The sequence below is a fragment of the Cupriavidus sp. 01L46 genome, assembly GCF_056399905.1.
This window is the reverse complement of record NZ_JBFTSF010000054.1, coordinates 1-20,218: the sequence shown is the minus strand read 5'-3', so window position 1 is coordinate 20,218 and position 20,218 is coordinate 1. Positions and strand designations below refer to the sequence as shown.

Here is a 20,218-nt window from a genome sequence, read left to right as displayed (position 1 = left end):
GGTTCTCCTCTTAACAATCTTGGCTAACTTGGCTGATTTGGGAATCTAGGCAATGTGGCGGGCTGGCGCCCCGGGAAGGAGGCTGCCGGCCGGCGTCAGGCCGGTGACCCGAAACATAAGGGCGTCCGACCGGTTTTCAAGACGTGACCCGGCTGGGACCCGGTTAGCGCCGCTCCAGCTGGCGCGCCAGGAAAGCCAGCATGGCAGGGTCCTGGCTGCTGGCCACATTGAAGCGCATCCAGCCGGACGGCATCTGCGACGGCGAGAACAAGCTGCCGGGGGCGAACAGGTAGCCCTCCTCATGCCCGGCGACGGCAATGGCGTTGGTATCGCGCCCGGTGTCCGCCCACAGGTACATGCCGGCGTGCTGGCCCGGGAAGAGCGACAGGCCCATCCGCTCGATGGTGCGCCGGGTCTCGTCGCGCGCCCGGTCGAGCCGGTTGCGCACGCGCTCCACGTGCTTGCGGTAGTGGCCTTCGGTCAGCACCTTGTACAGCACGCGCTCGTTGATCTCCGGCGAAGCCAGGCCCGCCAGCAGCTTGCTGTCGGTCAGGGTGGCGGCCAGCTCCGGATGGGCGGCGATAAAGCCCACGCGCAGGTTGGCGGCCAGCGTCTTGGAAAAGCTGCCCAGGTAGATCACCCGGCGCAACTGGTCCAGGCTGGCCAGCCTGGTGGCGGAGTGACCCGGGGGGCACAGATCGCAATAGATGTCGTCCTCGACGATCAGCAGGTCGTACTGCTCGGCGAGGCGCAGGAGCTGGAAGGCCTTGGCGGCCGACAGCGAGGTGCCGRTGGGGTTGTGCAGCACCGAGTTGATCACCATCAGGCGTGGGCGGCGCGCCTGCAGGATGCGCTCCAGCGCCTCCAGGTCCGGGCCCTCGGCGGTGTAGGGCATGCCGATCAGCTGCGCGCCCTGGGCAGCGAAGCGGCCGAACATGACGAACCACGCCGGGTCGCCCACCAGCACGGCGTCGCCGGGGCGCAGGTAGAGCCGGGCGATCAGGTCGAGCGCCTGGGTGATGCCGGAGGTGAGCACGATCTGCTCGGGGGTGGCGCCGATCTCCAGTTCGGCCAGGCGGTTGCGCAGTTGCTGGCGCAGCGGCAGGAAGCCCTGCGGCGTGCCGCTGGCCAGGAAGTGGCTGCCCGGCTGGCGTCCCAGGCCGCGCAGCGCGCTGGCGATCAGGTCGCCGTCGAGCCAGTCGTTGGGCAGGAAGCCCATTCCAGGCGACTTATGCGGCTCGGTCGAGTGGAACATGCTGCGCAGCAGCCAGGTCACGTCGATGTTGCGCGCGCCGGTCGAAACCGGGGCCACCGCCGCCACTTGCGGCGTGCGCTCGCGCACATAGAAGCCCGAGCCGCGGCGGGATTCGAGATAGCCCAGCGCCACCAGCCGCTCATAGGCCTCGACCACGGTGAAGCGCGAGATGCCCTTTTCCTGCGCGAGCTGGCGGATCGAGGGCATGCGCATGCCGGCGCGGAAGACCCGCTCGTCGATGCGCAGCMGCGCCCATTCGGTCAACTGCTCCACCAGCGTCATCTGCGCCGAGGGCACGGGGTCGGGCATGCGCTCGGTGGGGGGCGGCATGACCAGGCGCAATGAGCGCACCTGCTCGTCAGCCTGTTTGCCAGCCTGTTTGCCAGCCTGTTTGCCAGCCTGTTTGCCAGCCTGTTTGCCAGCCTGTTCGCCAGCGTGGAACGCCGCGCCCTCCTGCTTGCCTGCCGCGGCTCCCTTATCCTTGAGCCCTGGCGCAACCGGTTCCCTGCTGTTCATGCCCTGCTCCCACCACTGTACTGAGAATGTTCTGCATAACTGTATCGGTACTGTACCGACAACCTTGTCTACCATCAACACACAATGCCAATTGCCCTCGACCATCTCGTGATCGCCGCGCCCACGCTTGAAGCGGGGGCGCAGCATGTCGCCGACGCGCTCGGCGTGACGCCCCAGCCGGGCGGCGCGCACCCTGGCATGGGCACCCACAATTGCCTGCTCGGCCTGTTCGGCGGCATCTACCTGGAAGTCATCGCCATCGACCCCGAGGCACCGGCCCTCGCGCGCCCGCGCTGGTTTGGCCTGGACACCGAGGCAGTGCAGGCCCGCCTGCGCCATGGTCCCTTCCTGATGCACTGGGTCGCGCGGGTGGAACGCCCCACCGACCTGTCCCTGTGGCAGGCGCAGTACCCCACGCGTATCGCGCCGGTCATCCCGATGACCCGTGGCGACCTGCGCTGGCGCATCACCGTGCCGGAAGACGGCAGACTGCCCGCGTGGCCGGCTGACGATGCACAGGGTACGGACGGCGCGGCGACGCCGGGCGATGGCATCCTCCCCACGCTGATCCAGTGGGATGTATCGACCCATCCGTCGTCCCGGCTGCCGAACCAGGGCCTGGCGCTGCGCTCGCTGCGGGCGCGCCATCCGCAGGCCGCGCGGCTGGCCGAGGCCTTGCAATGGCTGGGCGGCACCCAGTTCGTCCCGGAAGCATCCACGCTCGCGGAACTGAGCGCGGAGATAGAAACGCCCGATGGCGTGCGCACGCTGCGCTGAAGCTAGCGCCGCAAGACACAAAAGAAGCTGCAACCACAAGAACAACCGCCAAGGAGCCCCTTCGATGTCCGCCACCCGCAAACGCTTCGACGACGACGCCTATCTCGGCAGCTGCACCGCCACAGTGGTAGCCGTGCACGCTGACGGCATCGAACTCGACCAGACCGTGTGCTACGCGCGCAGCGGCGGCCAGGCGGGCGATACCGRCACGCTCAAGCTGGCCAACGGCGCGGCCATCGAACTGCTGGAAACCGTGTACGCACCGGACCGCAGCCATATCCTGCACGTGCCGGCGCCGGGTACCGCGCTGCCGGAGCCGGGCGACATCGTGGCCGTCACGATCGACTGGGAGCGCCGCCACCGGCTGATGCGGCTGCATACCTGCCTGCACCTGCTGGGCTCGCTGATCCCGGTGCCAGTGACCGGCTGCGGCATCTCGCCCGACTCGGCGCGCATCGACTTCGACCTGCCGGAATCCACACTCGACAAGGCCGTGCTCACCGAGCAGCTCAATGCGCTGATCGGCGCCGACAGCCGCGTGCAGGTGGAGCGCATCACGTCCGAGCAACTCGCCGAGCAGCCCGAGCTGGTGCGCACGGTGGGCGCGGCGCCGCCTGCTGGCAGCGGCGTCATCCGCATCATCGACATCCCCGGCGTGGACCGCCAGCCTTGCGGTGGCACCCATGTGGCGGCCACCGGCGAGATCGGCGCCGTGCTGGTGACCAAGATAGAAAAGAAGAGCCGCACCAACCGCCGCGTGGTCGTGCAGTTCGCTGCGTGAGAGCGGCAGGACGATAGATGGATCCCGCACTGCTCACCGGGCTGTCGGCCGCCCAGTTCGCCGCACTGCTGTCGCTGATGGCAGTCGGCGCCTTCACGCCCGGCCCCAACACGACGATTGCCGCGGTCACCGGCGCCAACTTTGGCTTGCGCGCCGCGCTGCCGCACTGCGTGGGCGTAGCGTTCGGCTTTGCCAGCATCCTGGCGCTGTGCGCGGCGGGCGTGGGCGCGCTGATCCTGGCCAGCCCGGCGCTAGCGCTGCTGGTGCACGCCGCCGGCGTGCTCTATCTGCTGTGGCTGGCGCTCAAACTGGCGCGCAGCACCGTGCTGTCGGACAAGCAGGTGCTGCKCCCGCTGTCGGTGTGGCAGTCGGCCGTGCTGCAGTACGCCAATATCAAGGCATGGATGCTGGCGCTGGCGACAGCCGCCTCGTATATGGCGGGCGCGCAGTCGCCAGTGCATCGGGCCTTGCTGGTGTGCGCGGTGTTCGCCGTGTTCGGCTTTGTCAGCAATGGCGTGTATGGCGTGATTGGCGCCACGCTGCGGCAATGGCTGCAGGTTGGCCACCGCATCCGCTGGTTCAACCGCGCAATGGGCCTGGCGCTGGCACTCACGGCGCTGTGGATTGCGCTGGCCGGCCGGCCCACCCTGCACTGATTCAAACTCAAACGCCATGGCTGCCAAATCCACCTCTGTCCAACCCATCGCTAGCTCCCCTGCTGACACCCACAGCGGCGGCATGCTGCTTGGCTTTGTCGGCGTCGCCGTGTTCAGCCAGACCTTGCCCTTCACGCGCATGGCTGTGGCCGAACTGGACGCCACCTTCGTCGCGCTCGGCCGTGCGGTGGTGGCGGCGCTGCTGGCGCTGGTGCTGCTGTGGCAGCGCGGCGCGTTCGCCCGCGCGCGCTGTCCCCGGGGCGGCCAGTGGTGGCGCCTGGGGGTGACCTCGCTGGGCGTCGTGGTGGGCTTTCCGCTGTTTTCCTCGCTGGCCATGCGTGAAGTGCCGGCCGGCCACGGCGCCATCATCACCGGCCTGCTGCCGCTGGCCACGGCGGTCTTCGCCGCGTGGTTCGGCCGCGAGCGGCCGTCGCCGGCATTCTGGCTGTCGGCGGCCGGCGGCAGTGCGCTGGTGGTCGCCTTTGCCCTGTGGCAAGGCGCTGGCGGGCTGCAGCATGCCGACTGGCTGCTGTTCGCGGCGATGGTGCTGGGCGCGCTGGGCTATGCCGAGGGCGGCAAGCTGTCGCGCGAGCTTGGCGGGCTGGAAACCATCAGCTGGGCGCTGGCCGTGGCGCTGCCGCTGCTGCTGCCGGTGGTGGCGTGGCTTGGGCTTGCGCATGCCGGCCAGATCGCAGCCGCCACGCCGCGCGCCTGGCTCGGCATGGGCTATGTTTCCGTATTCTCGATGTTCATCGGCTTCCTGTTCTGGTACGCCGGGCTCGCAAAAGGCGGCGTGGCGCGCGTCGGACAGATACAATTGCTGCAGCCGTTCCTCACGCTGGCGGGCGGCGCCCTGCTGCTGGCCGAGCCGCTCGATGCCGTCACCCTGGCGTTTGCGGTGGCGGTGATCGGCGTGGTGGCCCTGGGCCGCCGTACCGCCGTGCGCAGCGCGCCCGCGAGTCCCATGCCCGCGCCCGCCGTCGAAGAACCCCACCCTGCCCCTACGGGACGATCCCTCTGACTGGAGACCCTATGTCCGTTCACGACACCCTTGCCCGCCTCGGCATCGCACTGCCCACCGCTGGCGCACCGGCCGCCGCCTACGTCATGGCCGCGCAAACCGGCAACACCGTATTCCTTTCGGGCCACATTGCCCGCAAGGATGGCAAACCCTGGGTAGGCAAGCTGGGCAAGGACCTGGGCACCGAAGACGGCAAGGTTGCCGCGCGCGGCATCGCCGTGGACCTGCTGGCCACGCTGAACACCCACCTGGGCGGCGACCTGGACCGCGTCAAGCGCATCGTCAAGGTGATGAGCCTGGTCAACTCCACGGAAGACTTCACCGAGCAGCACCTGGTGACCAACGGCGCCTCGGAGTTGCTGGCGGAAGTCTTCGGCGAGGCCGGCAAGCATGCCCGCAGCGCCTTTGGCGTAGCGCAGATCCCGCTGGGCGCCTGTGTCGAGATCGAGATGATCGTCGAAGTGAAGTAAGCCGGCGTCACGCTAGAAGGCACGGACAAAGTGAATTGAAGTCGGGCCAGGGATCGGGGGATACCTCCCGCCCTGCGCCCAACCAACTGAAGGCACCTCCCACCCATGCGCATCGACAACCTGCCTTTCGGCACCACCGACTGGTCTGACATCACCCCGACCCGCCACCCCGGCGACGCCGGGGAAGCCCTCTGGCGCACCCGCCAGTTCGGCGACATCCGCGTTCGCATGGTGGAGTATTCTGCCGGGTATCTCGCCGATCACTGGTGCACCAAAGGGCACATCCTTTTTGTGCTGGAAGGCGAGTTGCATACCGAGCTGGAAGACGGCCGGCATTTCGTGCTCCGCGCGGGCACGAGCTACCAGGTCGCCGACCAGGCCGAGCCGCACCGTTCGTCCACCCCGACCGGGGCGCGGCTTTTTATTGTTGACTGAGTCGAGCCAACCCGACTCCCCACACACCAAGAGAACATCATGAACTGGGCCATCTCCCGCCGGGCGCAACAGCTGACCAGCTCGGCCATCCGCGAAATCCTGAAAGTGACCGAGCGTCCGGAAGTTATTTCCTTCGCGGGCGGCCTGCCGTCGCCGGCCACCTTCCCGGTAGCGGCCATGGAACAAGCGGTGGCCCGGATCTTCGCCGACAACCCGCAAGCCGCCCTGCAGTACGCCGCCACCGAAGGCTACATGCCGCTGCGTGAATTCATCGCCAAGCGCCATAACGTGGACGTGGAGCGCGTGCTGATCACCACCGGCTCGCAGCAGGCGCTGGACCTGATCGCCAAGGTGATGATCGATCCGGGCAGCCCGGTGCTGGTGGAAACGCCCAGCTACCTCGGCGCGCTGCAAGCCTTCTCGCTGTTCGAGCCCGAATTCGTCTCGGTGCCGGGCGACCATAAGAGCCTGCTGCCGGAATCGCTCACGCCCGAGCTGACCGCCGGCGCGCGCTTCCTCTACGCCCTGCCCAACTTCCAGAACCCCACCGGACGGCGCATGCCGCTGGAGCGCCGCCAGGCCCTGGTGGCCCGCGCCCGCGAGCTCGGCGTGCTGCTGGTCGAGGACGATCCCTACGGCGAACTGAGCTATCGCGGCGACCAGTTGCCGAGCCTGCTGTCGATGAACCCCGACGGCGTGATCTACATGGGCTCGTTCTCCAAGATCCTGGCCCCCGGCCTGCGCCTGGGCTTCGTGATCGCCCCGCCCGAGCTGCACTTCAAGCTGTGCCAGGCCAAGCAGGCGTCGGACCTGCATACACCCAGCTTCACCCAGCGCCTGGCCTATGAAGTGGTGCGCGATGGCCTGCTGGACTCGCATATCCCCACCATCCGCACGCTCTACGCGGCGCAGTGCCAGGCCATGCTGGATTCGCTCGCACGCCACATGCCGGAAGGCGTAACCTGGAACGCGCCAGAGGGCGGCATGTTCATCTGGATGGAGCTGCCCGAAGGCCTGGACAGCATGGAGATCCTGCAAGAAGCGGTCAACCGCAATGTGGCCTATGTGCCGGGCGCGCCGTTCTACGCCAGCAACCCGCGCCGCAATGCGCTGCGCCTGGCCTTTGTCACGGTGGCGCCGGAACGCATCGAGCAAGGCGTGGCCATCCTCGGCACGCTGTTCCGCGAAGCCATCGCCAGGCACGCGCCGCAAGCCAAGGCTGCCTGAGCGTCGCTTGAGCGACACGCGTGGCACGGATACGTCCCTGGCTGATACCGGGCTGGCGGGCTTCATGGCAAGATAACGGCCATCGCCTGTCAGTCCGGGCCGTGAACGCGCAGGCATTGCGCATGCGCGGCCCACGCCTTAAGGAGAAGGTTTTCGTGCTGCGTATCTGGGGTCGACTCTCATCGATCAACGTGCAGAAAGTGGTCTGGTGCGCGCGCGAGCTGCACCTGGATCACGAACGCATCGACATTGGCGTCAGCGAGGGCGACCTCGATACCGAGGCCTATGTCCGGCTCAACCCCGACCGCAGCATCCCGGTGATCGAGGATTTCCGCGGCACCGACGTGGGCGGCGAGCCCTTTGTGCTGTGGGAATCCAATGCCATCGTGCGCTACCTTTGCGCGCACGACGGCGAGGACACCCTGTGGCCCGGCAACGTCAAGGCGCGCGCGCTGGCCGACCGCTGGATGGACTGGCAAACCAACGCCTTCAGCCCGGCCATGGTCGACGCATTCCGCCACCTGGTGCGGCTGCCCGCCGAGCAGCGCGACCCCGACCTGACCGCCCGCTCCCTGGAGCGCACCGAACCGCTCGCGGCCCGGCTCGACGAAGCCCTGGCGCAGCGTGAATTCATCTGCGGCGACCGCTTCACCATGGCCGACATCCCGGTTGCCTGCGCCGCCCACCGCTGGCTGGGCCTGCCGGTCACACACCAGCCCCGCCCGCACCTTGAGCGCTGGGCAGCGGCCATGCGTGCACGGCCTGCCGCCCGCACCATCCTGACGCTGCCGCTGGTCTGAGCCGCGTCCTTATTTGCTGATTTACTGGCCTGCTGATTTACTGGCCGATTTATTTGCTGTTGCGCCCGCCCGACACCGCGGCAAGCAGCCCCAGCCCGATCAGCGCGCCGCCCGTCAGGTAGCGGCCCACGGCCTGCGCGCCCCTGGCGCGCGCGAGCAGGGGCAACAACGCCGCCGCGGCCAGCACATAGCAGCAATCGGTGGTGGCGGCGATCAGGACGAAGGTACCGCCCAGGGCCACGCTCTGCGGCAGCGCCGCGATGGCGGGGTCCATGAACTGCGGCAGGAAGGCAGCGAAGAACAATGTGGTCTTGGGGTTGAACAAGGCCACCACGAAGCCATCGCGAAACACCCGCCGCAGCCCGGCGCCGCCAGCAGCCGGGTCCGTCTGCGCAGCAGCGGCCGGTCGCGCGCGCAGCGCGCGCACCCCCAGGTAGACCAGGTAGGCCGCGCCGGCGTACTTCATCACGGCAAAGGCCAGCGACGACACCGCGAACAGCGCCGCCAGGCCCAGCGCGGCCGCCAGCACATTGACCAGGTTGCCCAGCACCACGGCCGTCACCGAAGCTAGGCCGGCAAGCCGGCCTAGCGACAGCGTGCGCGCGACGATGTAGATCACCGCCGGCCCCGGCGTCACCGCAAGCAACAGGCTGGACAGCAGGAAAGCGGCAAGCACGTGACCGCCGGGAAGGATGGGCAGCATGGCAATGCTCCTTCAGAAACAGGGAACGAGGAACAGGGAACGAGGAACGCCACCTTTCATGCCGGTCCGGTCGGCTTATCGGCAGCGCCAAGGCGCAAAAGGACGACCGGCACATTCTGCCACCACGGGCCTGGCCAGCATACATTTGCGTATCGAGTGGTTTGGAGTACTCTGCCAATAAGGCAGCGAGTGCGCCAACCTGCCCCCCAGGCAAACCCTGAGCCATGAATCCGGCTCACGATGACGGTGACCGGATTTAGGGCAGCGCGGCAGGAACCCATCCTTAGAATCCGGAGTTTGCTGGTCGCTCGGTTGGCAGGTTGGCAATGCGCGCCCGGACAAGAAGACGACACGGCAGCCTGGGCCTAATACGCCTAATACAAAAGACAAAAGCAACCTGTCGCCCCAACCCGAGGAGGACTCATCGTGTGGACTCAAGTCTATGACCCGCTAGGCAGCCTGGCATTGTCCACGCTGGCAGCAGGGATTCCCGTCGCCGTACTGCTGGCGGCGCTAGCCTTCTTTCATTTGCAGGCCCACTTGGCCGCGGGGCTGGCGCTGGTGGTCGGCGTGGTCATTGCCTCCGCGGTGTTCGGCATGCCCGCCGCGATGGCCGGCAAGGCCGCCGGCCTGGGCATTGCTTCGGGGCTGTTCCCGATCGGCTGGATCGTGCTGAACATCATCTTCCTGCACCGGCTGACCACCATCAACGGCTCCTTCAAGGTGCTGCAGAACTCGATCTCCGGCATCACCGAAGACCGCCGCCTGCAACTGCTGCTGGTGGCCTTCAGCTTCGGCGCTTTCTTCGAAGGCGCCGCCGGCTTCGGCACGCCGGTGGCGGTCACCGGCGCCATCCTGATCGGCCTTGGCTTTTCGCCACTGGCGGCATCCGGCCTGGCGCTGATCGCCAATACCGCGCCGGTGGCCTACGGCGCGCTGGGCGCGCCGCTGATCGGTCTATCCGCGGTGACGGGACTGGACCTGCTGCATCTCTCGGCCATGGTCGGCCGCCAGTTGCCCTTCTTCTCGGTGCTCGTGCCGTTCTGGCTGATCTGGGCCTTTGCCGGCTTCCGCGGCATGCTGGCGATCTGGCCGGCGATCCTGGTGGCCGGCGTCACCTTTGCCGTGCCGCAGTTCCTGGTGTCGAACTTCCACGGCCCCTGGCTGGTGGACGTGATTGCMGCGCTGGTGTCGATGGGCAGCCTGACGCTGTTCCTGAAGGTCTGGAAGCCCAAGGAAATCTGGACTTCCACGCGCATCCTCGGCCGCAGGGACGACTCCAAGGTCGACGACCCCGAAGCGGTGGCCGCCGAAGCCCGCGCCAGCGCCGCCTCCACCGGCATCTCGGTGGTCAAGGCCTGGATGCCCTGGGTGATCCTGACCGTGTTCGTCTTCGTCTGGGGCGTGCCGGAATTCAAGAAGCTGATGGACGGCCTGTGGCAATGGAAATTCCCCATCCCCGGCCTCGACAAAGCCGTGTTCAAGGTGCCGCCGGTGGTGCCCAAAGCCACAGCCGAAGGCGCGGTCTTCACCTTCAACGTGCTGTCGATGGCCRGCACCGGCATCCTGGTCTCCGGCATTCTCGGCGGCCTGCTGATGGGCTACTCCGTGCCGCGCCTCGTCAAGGAATACTGGGAGACCATCAAGCTGGTGAAGTATTCATTGCTGACCATCTGCGCGATGTTCGGCGTGGGCTACCTGACCCGTTACTCGGGCCTGGATGCCACGCTGGGCCTGGCCTTTGCCCACACCGGCGTGCTCTACCCGCTGTTTGGCACCATGCTGGGCTGGCTGGGCGTGGCGCTGACCGGGTCCGACACTGCCTCCAACGTGCTCTTTGGCGGCCTGCAGAAAACCACGGCCGAGCAGCTGGGCCTATCGCCGATCCTGATGGCCTCGGCCAACAGCTCGGGCGGCGTGATGGGCAAGATGATCGATGCGCAGTCCATCGTGGTAGCGTCCACCGCCACCAAGTGGTACGGGCACGAAGGCGAGATCCTGCGCTATGTGTTTTTCCACTCGATCGCGCTGGCGATCTTGGTGGGGCTGTTCATTACGCTGCAGGCTTATGTGCATCCGTTCACGCAGATGGTKATTCACTGAGCTGGCGCGCCGCGCGCCCATGACGAACCCCCGCCCCTTGCAGGCGGGGGTTTTCTTTACGGCGATGGCGATGACGATGACGATGACCACGGCCCTCAGGCCACCAACCGGTAAGCCAGCCGCGCCGCAGCCCGAGCGCCGCAGGTGTCGCGGTCATAGAGCGGATTGAACTCCGCCAGGTCCGCCACGCGCAGCTTGCCGCTGGCGCGCACCAGCGCCACCACCTCCTCCACCACGGGCAGGGGCACGCCATAAGGGGCGGGCGCCGAGACCGCCGGCATCACTGCCGCCGGCAGCACGTCGAGGTCGATCGTGAGGTAGACGTGATCGACCGCATCCATCAGCCCCTGCAATTCGGCAAGCCGCGCGTCCAGGTGGCGCTCCTGCATCTGCACGTCCTCAACGTAGTGCACGCCAAGCGCCTGGGCACGCGCGAACAGCGCTGCGGTGTTGCCAAGACGGCTGACGCCCAGGCAGGCGTACTCGAAGCGCTCGCCGCGCTCGCGGCAAGCTTGCGCGATCTGGTCGAACGGCGTGCCCGAACTGCCGGGACGGCCGGTGCGCAGGTCGAAGTGCGCATCGAGGTTGATCACCAGCACGCGGCCGTGGTCGCCACGCGCATCGAGATGCGCGCGCAGGCCCTGCCAGGTGCCCCAGGCGATCTCATGGCCACCGCCGAGCACCAGCGGGAATGCACCCTGCGCCAGTTCGGCCGCGACCGCTTTTGCCAACGCTTGCTGCGCGGTCTCGAGATCGCCATCGTGGCAGACGACGTCACCCGCATCGTGGAACGCTTCCAGGCCATGGGCCGGGATGCCGGCCAGCGCGCGGCGGATCTCGCGCGGGCCACCGGCCGCGCCGGGACGGCCCTGGTTGCGCAGCACGCCAGCGTCGCAGCAAAAGCCCAGCAGCACGGGGGCGCCGGGCACGCGCTCGGCGCCTTGCGCGCGCACGACATTGAACAGCCGGCGCGTGTCGCCCAGCTCGCCCGCATCGCTGCGGCCGTGCCAGATGCTGCCCGGCGCTGCGGCCTTTGGATCCCGTTCGCTCATGACAGGCGGCGGCCCAGGGTTTCCGGCACCATCGCCAGGCCGATCAGCGAGATCAGGCCGCAGCCGATCACGTAGAACGCGGGCGCGTTGGGATTGGCGGTGAGATGGATCAGCTCGGTCGAGAAGAACTGCGCGAAACCACCGAAGATGGCAATCGCCACGCAGTAGGCAATCGACAGGCCGGTGGCGCGCATGCGCTGCGGCAGCACCTCGCTGACCAGCACCATCGACGCGGGCGAAGTCATCGACATCGGCACCGAGAGGCAACCCACCACCAGCAGCAGGCGCGTCAGGCCGGGCTCGGCGTTGATCAGCACGAAAGCGGGATAGATCATCAGCAGCAAGGCCACGCGCGACCACAGCACCACCGGGCGCCGGCCCACCCGGTCGCTCAGCCAGCCGGCGAACGGCGACAGCACGACCTGCACGGCAGCGGCCACGCAAGCGGCCCAGATGCCCAGCGACAGCGGCATATGCAGCTGGCTAACGGCATAGTTGCTCAGGTAGTACACCACGATATAGGTCGACGAAGCCACGCCGATCATCAACAGGATGCTGGCCACCAGCGCACGCCCGTGCTCACGCAGCAGCTGCAGCGTGGAACCGTGCTCCGACTCGCCAGCGGCCGGCGCCGTCTCTTCCAGGCGGCGGCGAATCACCAGGCCCACCGGGATCACCAGGATGCCGATCACGAAGGCCAGGCGCCAGCCCCATGCCTCCAGTGCTTGCTGCTCCAGCACATTGCTGAGCAGCAAGCCAACCAGCGCGCCGAACAGCGCTGCCAGGCCCTGGCTGAACGGCTGCCAGCTGGTATAGAAGCCGCGCGAGCGGTCGTCGGCATATTCCAGCAGCAGTGCCGTGGAGGCACCCATCTCCCCGCCGATGGCAAAGCCCTGCACCAGGCGCGCGAGCAGGATCATGATCGGCGCGAGCATGCCGATCTGCGCATACGTCGGCGTCACCACGAAGATCACCGAGCTCAGGCCCATCAGCCAGAGCGTCAGCGCCACCGCCGGCTTGCGCCCGACACGGTCGGCATACATGCCGATCAGCAGGCCGCCCAGCGGGCGCATCAGGAAGCCCACGCCGAAGGTGGCGAAGGACAACAGCAACTGCCCGGTGGGATCGGAGACCGGGAAATACAGGCGGCCGATCAGCGTCGCGAAGAAGCTGTAGACCACGAAGTCGTAGAACTCCAGGCCGTTGCCAACGGTGATGGCCGCGATGGACTTGAACCTGGACAGCGGCCGGGCCGTGGCGGCATGCTGGGCCGCTATGCCGGGAATGGTGTTGTCAATGGACATGATGAAACTCCGAAGCAAGAAAATCCTGGCCGCCCGCAAGCGGGCGGTGAGCGCAACCCAGAGAGGGTGTTGTTCGCGCCACTACGGCAGCGCGCGGGGTTGGCGTGCGCTGCCGGTTACCCTGGCCTCCGGCTAGACGGATGCCAGGCAACGCGGACCATGCCCAGGCATGGTCCGCGCATGTCTCAGTCCGCCGCAAGGGAGGAAGCAGGCGCACCCTCCTGCCCGCGCGGGCGTCCCCAGCACCACCACGCCACCACCAGCAGCAGCAGCCACACCGCGCCTACCAGCAGCGCCGCGCGGGTCTGCGGGAACCAGCCGAGCACGCCGAAGATGAACAGCATGAAGGCGATGGCCGCGAGCGGCGCTACCGGCCAGAACGGCACGGGGAACTTCAGCGCCGCCACCTCGGCGCGGCTCATGCGCCTGCGCAAGGCGACCTGCGACAGCAAGATCATCAGCCACACCCAGACCGTGGCAAAGGTGGCGATGGAAGCGATCAGCGTGAACACGTCCTCGGGCATCACGTAGTTGAGCACCACGCCGGCCAGCAAGGCGAAGGCCATCACCACCACCGTCATCCAGGGCACGCCCTTGCGCGATACGCTGGCGAAGATGCGTGGCGCCTGCCGTTGCACCGCCATGCCGTACAGCATGCGGCCAGCGCCGAAGATGTCGCTATTGATGGCGGATACCGCGGCGGAGATGACCACGACATTGAGCAACGCGGCGGCCGAGCCAATGCCCAGCCGGCTGAAGATCTGCACAAAGGGGCTGCCCTCGCTGCCGATGCGGTGCCAAGGATAGAGAGACATCAGCACCGCCAGCGTCAGCACATAGAACAGCAGGATGCGCAGGGGCACCGCGTTGATCGCACGCGGAATCACGCGCTCCGGGTCGCGCGCCTCGCCGGCCGTGATGCCGATGATCTCGATGCCGCCAAAGGCGAACATCACCACGGCGAACGAGGCGATCACGCCAGCAATGCCGTTGGGCATGAAGCCGCCGTGCGCCCAGAGGTTGTGGATGCCGGTGGCAACGCCGCCGTCGGCCATGCCAAAACCGAACAGCATGATGGCAACGCCGCCGCCGATCATCGCGGCGATGGCGCCGACCTTCAGCAGCGAAAGCCAGAACTCCAGCTCACCGAACACCTTGACGCTGAGCAGGTTGAGGCCGCCGATCAGGAACACGATGCCGAGCACCCAGATCCAGCGCGGCACGTCCGGGAACCAGAAGCCCATGTAAATACCGAAGGCGGTCACGTCCGCCAGGCAAACGACGATCATCTCGAAGGCATAGGTCCAGCCAAGCAGGAAACCCGCCAGTGGCCCCAGGCCGGTGCTGGCGTACTGGCCGAACGAACCCGCCACCGGATTGCGCACCGCCATCTCGCCCAGCGCGCGCATCACCATGTAGACCGCGGCACCACCGATCACGTAGGCCAGCAGCACCGCCGGTCCCGCGGCCTGGATGGCCGAGGCCGAGCCGTAGAAAAGTCCCGTGCCGATGGCCGATCCGAGCGCCATGAAGCGGATATGACGGGCGCTGAGGCCGCGCTGCAGGCCTTGCGACTGCTCTTGCATCTATTTGTCTCCGAATCATTATTCTGTCTTCTGTCTTCTGTCGCGCCCGGGGCGGGGCCTGCTGCGTGGCAGGCGTCCCGCCGCCGGGCGTCATGCCCCAGCCTCAGAGGCTGGGCAGCAACCGCGCGGGCAGCAGCGCGTTCAGGGTGCCGGCCGCCAGCAAGCGGCTCGCCGTCTCGATGTCCGGCGCGAAGAAGCGGTCCTTCTCGTAGTAGGGCACTTCGGCGCGCAGCTGGCTGCGTGCCTGTTCGAGCTTGGGCGAACTCTTCAGGCCTTCGCGGAAGTCCAGGCCCTGGCAGGCGCCCAGCCACTCCACGGCAAGGATGCCGCGCACGTTCTCGGCCATCGCCCACAGGCGCTTGCCGGCATTCGGCGCCATCGACACGTGGTCCTCCTGGTTGGCGGAGGTCGGCAGGCTGTCGACGCTGTGCGGATGGGCCAGCGCCTTGTTGTCGCTGGCCAGCGCCGCGGCGGTGACCTGGGCGATCATGAAGCCGGAGTTGACGCCGCCGTTCGCTACCAGGAAAGGCGGCAGCTGCGACATGTGCCGGTCCATCATCAGCGAGATACGGCGCTCGGACAGCGAGCCGATCTCGGCGATGGCCAGCGCCAGGTTGTCGGCGGCCATCGCCACCGGTTCGGCGTGGAAGTTGCCACCCGAGATCACGTCGCCTTCGGCGGCAAACACCAAGGGATTGTCCGAGACCGCGTTGGCCTCCACTTCCAGGACCTCGGCGGCCTGCCGCAATTGCGTCAGGCAGGCGCCCATCACCTGCGGCTGGCAGCGCAGCGAGTACGGATCCTGCACCTTGTCGCACTGCGCATGCGAACGCGCCAGCTCGCTGGTATCGGTCAGCAGGCCGCGATAGGTGGCAGCCGCATCGATCTGGCCGCGCTGGCCGCGCACCGCGTGAATGCGCGCGTCGAAAGGCGCGCGCGAGCCGAGCATGGCCTCGACGCTGAGGCTGCCGCATACCGTGGCCGCGGCAAACAGATCCTCGGCCTCGAACAGGCCGCGCAGCGCGTAAGCGGTGGATACCTGGGTGCCGTTGAGCAGGGCCAGGCCTTCCTTGGCGGCCAKGGTCAKCGGCTCCAGGCCGGCGCGGGCCAGCGCCTGGCGCGCCGGCAGCCATTCGCCCTGGTAGCGGGCACGGCTTTCACCCAGCAGCACCAGCGACATATGCGCCAGTGGCGCCAGGTCGCCAGAGGCGCCCACCGAGCCCTTGAGCGGGATATGCGGATAGACCTCGGCGTTGACCAGGGCGATCAGCGCGTCGATCACCTTGCGGCGGATGCCGGAGAAGCCGCGCGCCAGGCTATTGATCTTTAGCAGCATGATCAGCCGCACCATGGCGTCGTCGAGCGGTTCGCCCACGCCGGCGGCGTGCGACAACACCAGCGAGCGCTGCAGGTTCTCCAGGTCCTCGCGGGCGATGCGGGTCTGCGCCAGCAGGCCGAAGCCGGTATTGATGCCGTAGGCGGTCCGGCCTTCGGCAACGATGTTCTCGACGCAGGCCACGCTGGCGGCGATGGCCTCGGCGGCCCCGGCGTCCAGGCTCACGCGCAGCGGCTGCAGATAGGCCTGGCGCAGCTGCGCCAGGGTCAGTTGACCAGGTTTCAGGTTCAGCGCGTTCACGTTCAGGCTTCCTTTTTGCTGTTGAGCATCGGCAGGTTCAGGCCCTGCTCTTGTGCACATTCGATGGCGATGTCGTAGCCGGCATCCGCATGGCGCATCACGCCGGTGGYGGGATCGTTGTGCAGCACGCGGGCGATGCGCGCGGCCGCCTCGTCGGTGCCGTCGCACACGATCACCACGCCCGAATGCTGCGAGAAGCCCATGCCCACGCCGCCGCCATGATGCAGCGAGACCCAGGTCGCGCCGCTGGCGGTGTTGAGCAGCGCGTTGAGCAGCGGCCAGTCGGACACGGCGTCGGAGCCGTCCTGCATGCTTTCGGTTTCACGGTTGGGGCTGGCGACCGAGCCGGAGTCGAGGTGGTCGCGGCCGATCACCACCGGCGCCGACAACTCGCCACTACGCACCATCTCGTTGAACGCCAGGCCAAGCTTGGCGCGCAGGCCAAGGCCAACCCAGCAGATGCGCGCCGGCAGGCCCTGGAAGCTGATGCGCTCGCGCGCCATGTCCAGCCAGCGGTGCAGGTGSGCRTCGTCSGGGATCAGCKCCTTGACCTTGGCGTCGGTYTTGTAGATGTCCTGCGGATCGCCGGACAGCGCGGCCCAGCGGAACGGGCCGACACCGCGGCAGAACAGCGGCCGGATGTAAGCCGGCACGAAGCCGGGGAAATCGAAGGCATTGTCCACGCCCTCTTCCTTGGCCATCTGGCGGATGTTGTTGCCGTAGTCGAACGTGGGCACGCCCATCTTCTGGAAGTCCAGCATGGCCTGCACATGCAGCGCCATCGATTGCTTGGCGGCCTTGACCACACGAGCCGGCTCCGTCTGCGCGCGGTCGCGGTACTGGCCCCAGGTCCAACCCACCGGCAGGTAGCCGTTGAGCGGATCGTGCGCACTGGTCTGGTCGGTGACCATGTCCGGACGCACGCCGCGGCGCACCAGTTCGGGCAGCACTTCGGCGGCGTTGGCGCACAGCGCGATGGAAACGGCGCGGCCTTCGGCAGTGTATTTGGCGATGCGCGCCAGCGCGTCGTCGAGGTCGGTGGCCTGTTCGTCGACATAGCGGGTGCGCAGGCGGAAATCGATGCTGGCCTGCTGGCACTCGATGTTCAGCGAGCAGGCGCCGGCCAGCGTGGCGGCCAGCGGCTGCGCGCCGCCCATGCCGCCCAGCCCGGCGGTCAACACCCAGCGGCCCTTGAGGTTGCCGTTGTAATGCTGGCGCCCGGCTTCGACGAAGGTCTCGTAGGTGCCCTGMACGATGCCCTGGCTGCCGATRTAGATCCAGCTRCCGGCGGTCATCTGRCCGTACATGGCCAGGCCCTTGGCATCGAGCTCGTTGAAGTGTTCCCAGGTGGCCCAGTGCGGCACCAGGTTGGAATTGGCGATCAGCACGCGCGGCGCGTTGCTATGGGTCTTGAACACGCCGACCGGCTTGCCGGACTGCACCAGCAGGGTCTCATCGTCGTTCAGCGTCTTGAGCGTCTCGACGATCTTGTCGTAGCACGCCCAGTTGCGCGCGGCGCGGCCGATGCCGCCGTACACCACCAGCTCCTTGGGGTTCTCCGCCACTTCCGGGTCGAGGTTGTTCATCAACATGCGCAGCGGCGCTTCGGTCTGCCAGCTCTTGGCGTTCAGTTGGTTGCCGCGCGGGGCGCGGATCTCTACATCGCGAAAGCGGTCGGTGTTGCTCACGGGAACTCCTTGGGTCAATAAGGCCGGCTCGAACCGGTCTGTTCAGCCATGCTAGGTATGTATAGTGTTGTATAGACAAGCAAGGATAAATTGGGGTATTCCCGGAGACAAACCACAGGTATGGATGGAAAAGTGCGCTTATGATTGCTTAAATGATGAGAACGACGGAAAGTGCTCGCCGCTCCGAGCACGCGGTCCAGCACCGCGACATGGACGCTCCGCTGCCCCGACTGCCGCGGGTACGGATAGCGGCGATGTGCAAGCGCGGTATCATGCTCCTGATCCGCCGCATGCCCATGGCATCGATACCACCCTGGCGAGCACGCCTGCGCCCCGGACCAAGCGGTCACCGCGGAACACCCCTGGACTCCCATGCTGATGCGTTTCCTGGAACGGCTGATTGACCCGTTCCGCGCCCTCCCCGACACCCAGCCGCCCGGCCAGATCTGGCGCTTCTACGCCTATTTCCTGCGGGAGGTGTGGCCGGTCTTTGCGCTGCTGCTGGGCGTGGGGCTGGCTGGCGCGCTGATCGAAGTCTCGCTGTTCGGTTTTCTCGGCCGCCTGGTCGACCTGGCGCAAGCAACGCCGCCCGCCGACTTCTTCGCGCGCCACCGCGCCGAGCTGGTGTGGATGGCGGTGGTGGCGCTGCTGCTGCGCCCGTTCTTCAACGGCCTGCACGACATCCTCGTGCACCAGGTCATCAACCCGAGCCTGGGCAACCTGGTGCGCTGGCAGAACCACCGCTACGTCCTCAAGCAGAGCCTGTCGTTTTTCCAGAACGACTTTGCCGGGCGCATTGCGCAGCGCATCATGCAGACCGGCTTCTCGCTGCGCGATTCAGCGGTGCAGGCCGTGGATGCCATCTGGCATGTGCTGATCTACGCGGCCAGCTCCCTCTACCTGTTCGCGCAAGCCGACTGGCGCCTGATGATTCCCCTCGTGGCGTGGATCGCATGCTACGTGGCCGCCATGCTGTACTTCACGCCACGCGTGAAGGCGCGCTCGGTTGCCGCCACCGGCGCGCGCTCGCGGCTGATGGGGCGCATCGTCGACGGCTATACCAATATCACCACGCTCAAGCTGTTCGCCCACACGCGCCATGAAGAGGACTACGCGCGCGAAGCCATGGCCGACCTGACCGACAAGGCACGCCTGTCCGGGCGCATGGTCAGCGCGATGGATTTCACCGTGACCTCGCTCAATGGCCTGCTGATCGCCGGCACCACCGGGCTGGCGCTGTGGCTATGGAGCCAGGGCCATATCAGCGTCGGCGCGATTGCGCTGTCGAGCGGGCTGGTGATCCGCATTGTCAGCATGTCGGGCTGGATCATGTGGGTGATCAGCGGCATCTTCGAGAACATCGGCCAGGTGCAGGATGGCCTGCAGACCATCTCCGTGCCGCGCACGGTCGGCGACCGCGACAACGCGCAGGCGCTGCGCGTCACGCGCGGCGAAGTGCGCTTCGAAGGCGTGGGCTTTCACTACGGCAAGGGCTCGGGCGTGATCGAGAACATCGACCTGATCGTGCGCCCGGGCGAGAAGATCGGCCTGGTCGGCCCCTCCGGCGCCGGCAAGTCGACGCTGGTCAACCTGCTGCTACGGCTGTACGACGTGGAGCAAGGACGCATCCTGATCGACGGCCAGGACATCGCCGGCGTCACGCAGGAMAGCCTGCGCGCGCAGATCGGCATGGTGACACAGGAYACGTCGCTGCTGCACCGCTCGATCCGCGACAACCTGCGCTACGGCCGCCCCGGCGCCAGCGAGGCCGAGCTGCTCACTGCGGCCAACGACGCCCATGCCGGCGAGTTCATTCCACGCTTGCGCGATGCGCATGGGGCTACGGGGCTGGATGCGCAGGTGGGCGAGCGCGGCGTGAAGCTGTCGGGCGGCCAGCGCCAGCGCATTGCCGTGGCACGGGTGCTGCTGAAGAACGCACCGATCCTGATCCTGGATGAAGCCACCTCGGCGCTGGACTCCGAAGTGGAAGCCGCCATCCAGGAGAACCTGGAGACGCTGATGCAGGGCAAGACGGTGATCGCCATCGCACATCGCCTGTCCACCATTGCGCGGATGGACCGGCTGGTGGTGCTGGAGGACGGGCGGATCGCCGAAAGCGGCACGCATGCGGAGTTGCTGGCGCGTGGGGGGCTTTATGCGCGGTTGTGGGCGCATCAGACTGGGGGGTTTGTGGGGGTGGAGTAGAGC

At 67.4% G+C, this 20,218-nt stretch carries 17 protein-coding genes; 10 read left to right on the top strand and 7 right to left on the bottom strand.

The genetic code is table 11. The features are described 5' to 3' along the window. Positions 1 to 163 precede the first annotated feature (163 nt). Positions 164 to 1,585: an aminotransferase-like domain-containing protein gene (locus AC1DS3_RS12245; protein ID WP_477127244.1), complete on the bottom strand. Its 1,422-nt coding sequence runs from the start codon at positions 1,583 to 1,585 to the stop codon at positions 164 to 166. Between the two features lie 270 nt (positions 1,586 to 1,855). Here AC1DS3_RS12245 and AC1DS3_RS12240 point away from each other — a divergent pair, with 270 nt between their 5' ends. The 8 genes from AC1DS3_RS12240 (at position 1,856) to AC1DS3_RS12205 (ending at position 7,938) form a co-directional block, all read left to right on the top strand. Then, on the top strand, positions 1,856 to 2,548 hold the full coding sequence (locus AC1DS3_RS12240; protein WP_441635029.1) for a VOC family protein: 693 nt from the start codon (positions 1,856 to 1,858) through the stop codon (positions 2,546 to 2,548). 64 nt (positions 2,549 to 2,612) lie between these two features. Beyond that, positions 2,613 to 3,329, top strand: coding sequence for an alanyl-tRNA editing protein (locus AC1DS3_RS12235; protein WP_477127240.1), 717 nt, complete (start codon positions 2,613 to 2,615; stop codon positions 3,327 to 3,329). 17 nt (positions 3,330 to 3,346) lie between these two features. Continuing rightward, positions 3,347 to 3,985, top strand: a complete 639-nt coding sequence (locus AC1DS3_RS12230; RefSeq protein WP_477127239.1) for a LysE family translocator — start codon at positions 3,347 to 3,349, stop codon at positions 3,983 to 3,985. 82 nt (positions 3,986 to 4,067) lie between these two features. Then, positions 4,068 to 5,006 (top strand): DMT family transporter, encoded by a 939-nt coding sequence (locus AC1DS3_RS12225; RefSeq protein ID WP_441635234.1) that lies wholly within the window; start codon positions 4,068 to 4,070, stop codon positions 5,004 to 5,006. Positions 5,007 to 5,017: 11 nt separating this feature from the next. After that, positions 5,018 to 5,476: a RidA family protein gene (locus AC1DS3_RS12220; protein ID WP_441635035.1), complete on the top strand. Its 459-nt coding sequence runs from the start codon at positions 5,018 to 5,020 to the stop codon at positions 5,474 to 5,476. Between the two features lie 105 nt (positions 5,477 to 5,581). Continuing rightward, on the top strand, positions 5,582 to 5,911 hold the full coding sequence (locus AC1DS3_RS12215) for a DHCW motif cupin fold protein (RefSeq protein ID WP_441635037.1): 330 nt from the start codon (positions 5,582 to 5,584) through the stop codon (positions 5,909 to 5,911). 39 nt (positions 5,912 to 5,950) lie between these two features. After that, positions 5,951 to 7,138, top strand: a complete 1,188-nt coding sequence (locus AC1DS3_RS12210) for an aminotransferase-like domain-containing protein (RefSeq protein ID WP_441635039.1) — start codon at positions 5,951 to 5,953, stop codon at positions 7,136 to 7,138. A gap of 155 nt (positions 7,139 to 7,293) precedes the next feature. Continuing rightward, positions 7,294 to 7,938: a glutathione S-transferase family protein gene (locus AC1DS3_RS12205; protein ID WP_441635041.1), complete on the top strand. Its 645-nt coding sequence runs from the start codon at positions 7,294 to 7,296 to the stop codon at positions 7,936 to 7,938. A gap of 49 nt (positions 7,939 to 7,987) precedes the next feature. Here the strand turns inward: AC1DS3_RS12205 and AC1DS3_RS12200 are convergent, their stop codons facing one another. Next, a complete protein-coding gene (locus AC1DS3_RS12200) occupies positions 7,988 to 8,641 on the bottom strand; it encodes a LysE family translocator (protein ID WP_477109378.1) in 654 nt (217 codons plus the stop codon). A 426-nt stretch (positions 8,642 to 9,067) separates the two neighbouring features. Here AC1DS3_RS12200 and AC1DS3_RS12195 point away from each other — a divergent pair, with 426 nt between their 5' ends. Next, positions 9,068 to 10,744, top strand: coding sequence for an L-lactate permease (locus AC1DS3_RS12195; protein ID WP_477127238.1), 1,677 nt, complete (start codon positions 9,068 to 9,070; stop codon positions 10,742 to 10,744). Between the two features lie 95 nt (positions 10,745 to 10,839). On the opposite strand, the gene hutG is transcribed toward AC1DS3_RS12195, so the two are convergent. The 5 genes from hutG to hutU form a co-directional block, all read right to left on the bottom strand. Beyond that, positions 10,840 to 11,796 carry a formimidoylglutamase gene (hutG, locus tag AC1DS3_RS12190; protein WP_441635047.1) on the bottom strand — a complete coding sequence of 319 codons (957 nt, stop codon included), beginning with the start codon at positions 11,794 to 11,796 and terminating at the stop codon, positions 10,840 to 10,842. Then, complete coding sequence (locus tag AC1DS3_RS12185; protein WP_441635049.1) at positions 11,793 to 13,100, bottom strand: MFS transporter; 1,308 nt, start codon at positions 13,098 to 13,100, stop codon at positions 11,793 to 11,795. The genes hutG and AC1DS3_RS12185 overlap by 4 nt, the downstream gene beginning before the upstream one ends. 185 nt (positions 13,101 to 13,285) lie before the next feature. Beyond that, positions 13,286 to 14,686 (bottom strand): amino acid permease, encoded by a 1,401-nt coding sequence (locus tag AC1DS3_RS12180; RefSeq protein ID WP_441635051.1) that lies wholly within the window; start codon positions 14,684 to 14,686, stop codon positions 13,286 to 13,288. A gap of 103 nt (positions 14,687 to 14,789) precedes the next feature. Further along, positions 14,790 to 16,322 carry a histidine ammonia-lyase gene (hutH, locus tag AC1DS3_RS12175; RefSeq protein ID WP_477127237.1) on the bottom strand — a complete coding sequence of 511 codons (1,533 nt, stop codon included), beginning with the start codon at positions 16,320 to 16,322 and terminating at the stop codon, positions 14,790 to 14,792. 2 nt (positions 16,323 to 16,324) lie between these two features. Beyond that, the gene (gene hutU / locus AC1DS3_RS12170) at positions 16,325 to 18,010 is read right to left on the bottom strand and encodes a urocanate hydratase (protein WP_477127236.1); all 1,686 of its coding nucleotides are present in this window, start codon (positions 18,008 to 18,010) and stop codon (positions 16,325 to 16,327) included. A gap of 372 nt (positions 18,011 to 18,382) precedes the next feature. On the opposite strand from hutU, the gene AC1DS3_RS12165 reads away from it, so the two are divergent. Then, positions 18,383 to 20,215: an ABC transporter ATP-binding protein gene (locus AC1DS3_RS12165; RefSeq protein ID WP_477127235.1), complete on the top strand. Its 1,833-nt coding sequence runs from the start codon at positions 18,383 to 18,385 to the stop codon at positions 20,213 to 20,215. Positions 20,216 to 20,218 lie beyond the last annotated feature (3 nt).

Bases quoted from the DNA above. Each gene is read 5' to 3' on its own strand.
- AC1DS3_RS12185 (WP_441635049.1), bottom strand. From the start codon at position 13,100: ATGTCCATTGACAACACCATTCCCGGCATAGCGGCCCAGCATGCCGCC.
- AC1DS3_RS12200 (WP_477109378.1), bottom strand. From the start codon at position 8,641: ATGCTGCCCATCCTTCCCGGCGGTCACGTGCTTGCCGCTTTCCTGCTG.
- AC1DS3_RS12215 (WP_441635037.1), top strand. From the start codon at position 5,582: ATGCGCATCGACAACCTGCCTTTCGGCACCACCGACTGGTCTGACATC.
- AC1DS3_RS12210 (WP_441635039.1), top strand. From the start codon at position 5,951: ATGAACTGGGCCATCTCCCGCCGGGCGCAACAGCTGACCAGCTCGGCC.
- AC1DS3_RS12240 (WP_441635029.1), top strand. From the start codon at position 1,856: ATGCCAATTGCCCTCGACCATCTCGTGATCGCCGCGCCCACGCTTGAA.
- AC1DS3_RS12220 (WP_441635035.1), top strand. From the start codon at position 5,018: ATGTCCGTTCACGACACCCTTGCCCGCCTCGGCATCGCACTGCCCACC.
- AC1DS3_RS12225 (WP_441635234.1), top strand. From the start codon at position 4,068: ATGCTGCTTGGCTTTGTCGGCGTCGCCGTGTTCAGCCAGACCTTGCCC.
- hutG (WP_441635047.1), bottom strand. From the start codon at position 11,796: ATGAGCGAACGGGATCCAAAGGCCGCAGCGCCGGGCAGCATCTGGCAC.
- AC1DS3_RS12180 (WP_441635051.1), bottom strand. From the start codon at position 14,686: ATGCAAGAGCAGTCGCAAGGCCTGCAGCGCGGCCTCAGCGCCCGTCAT.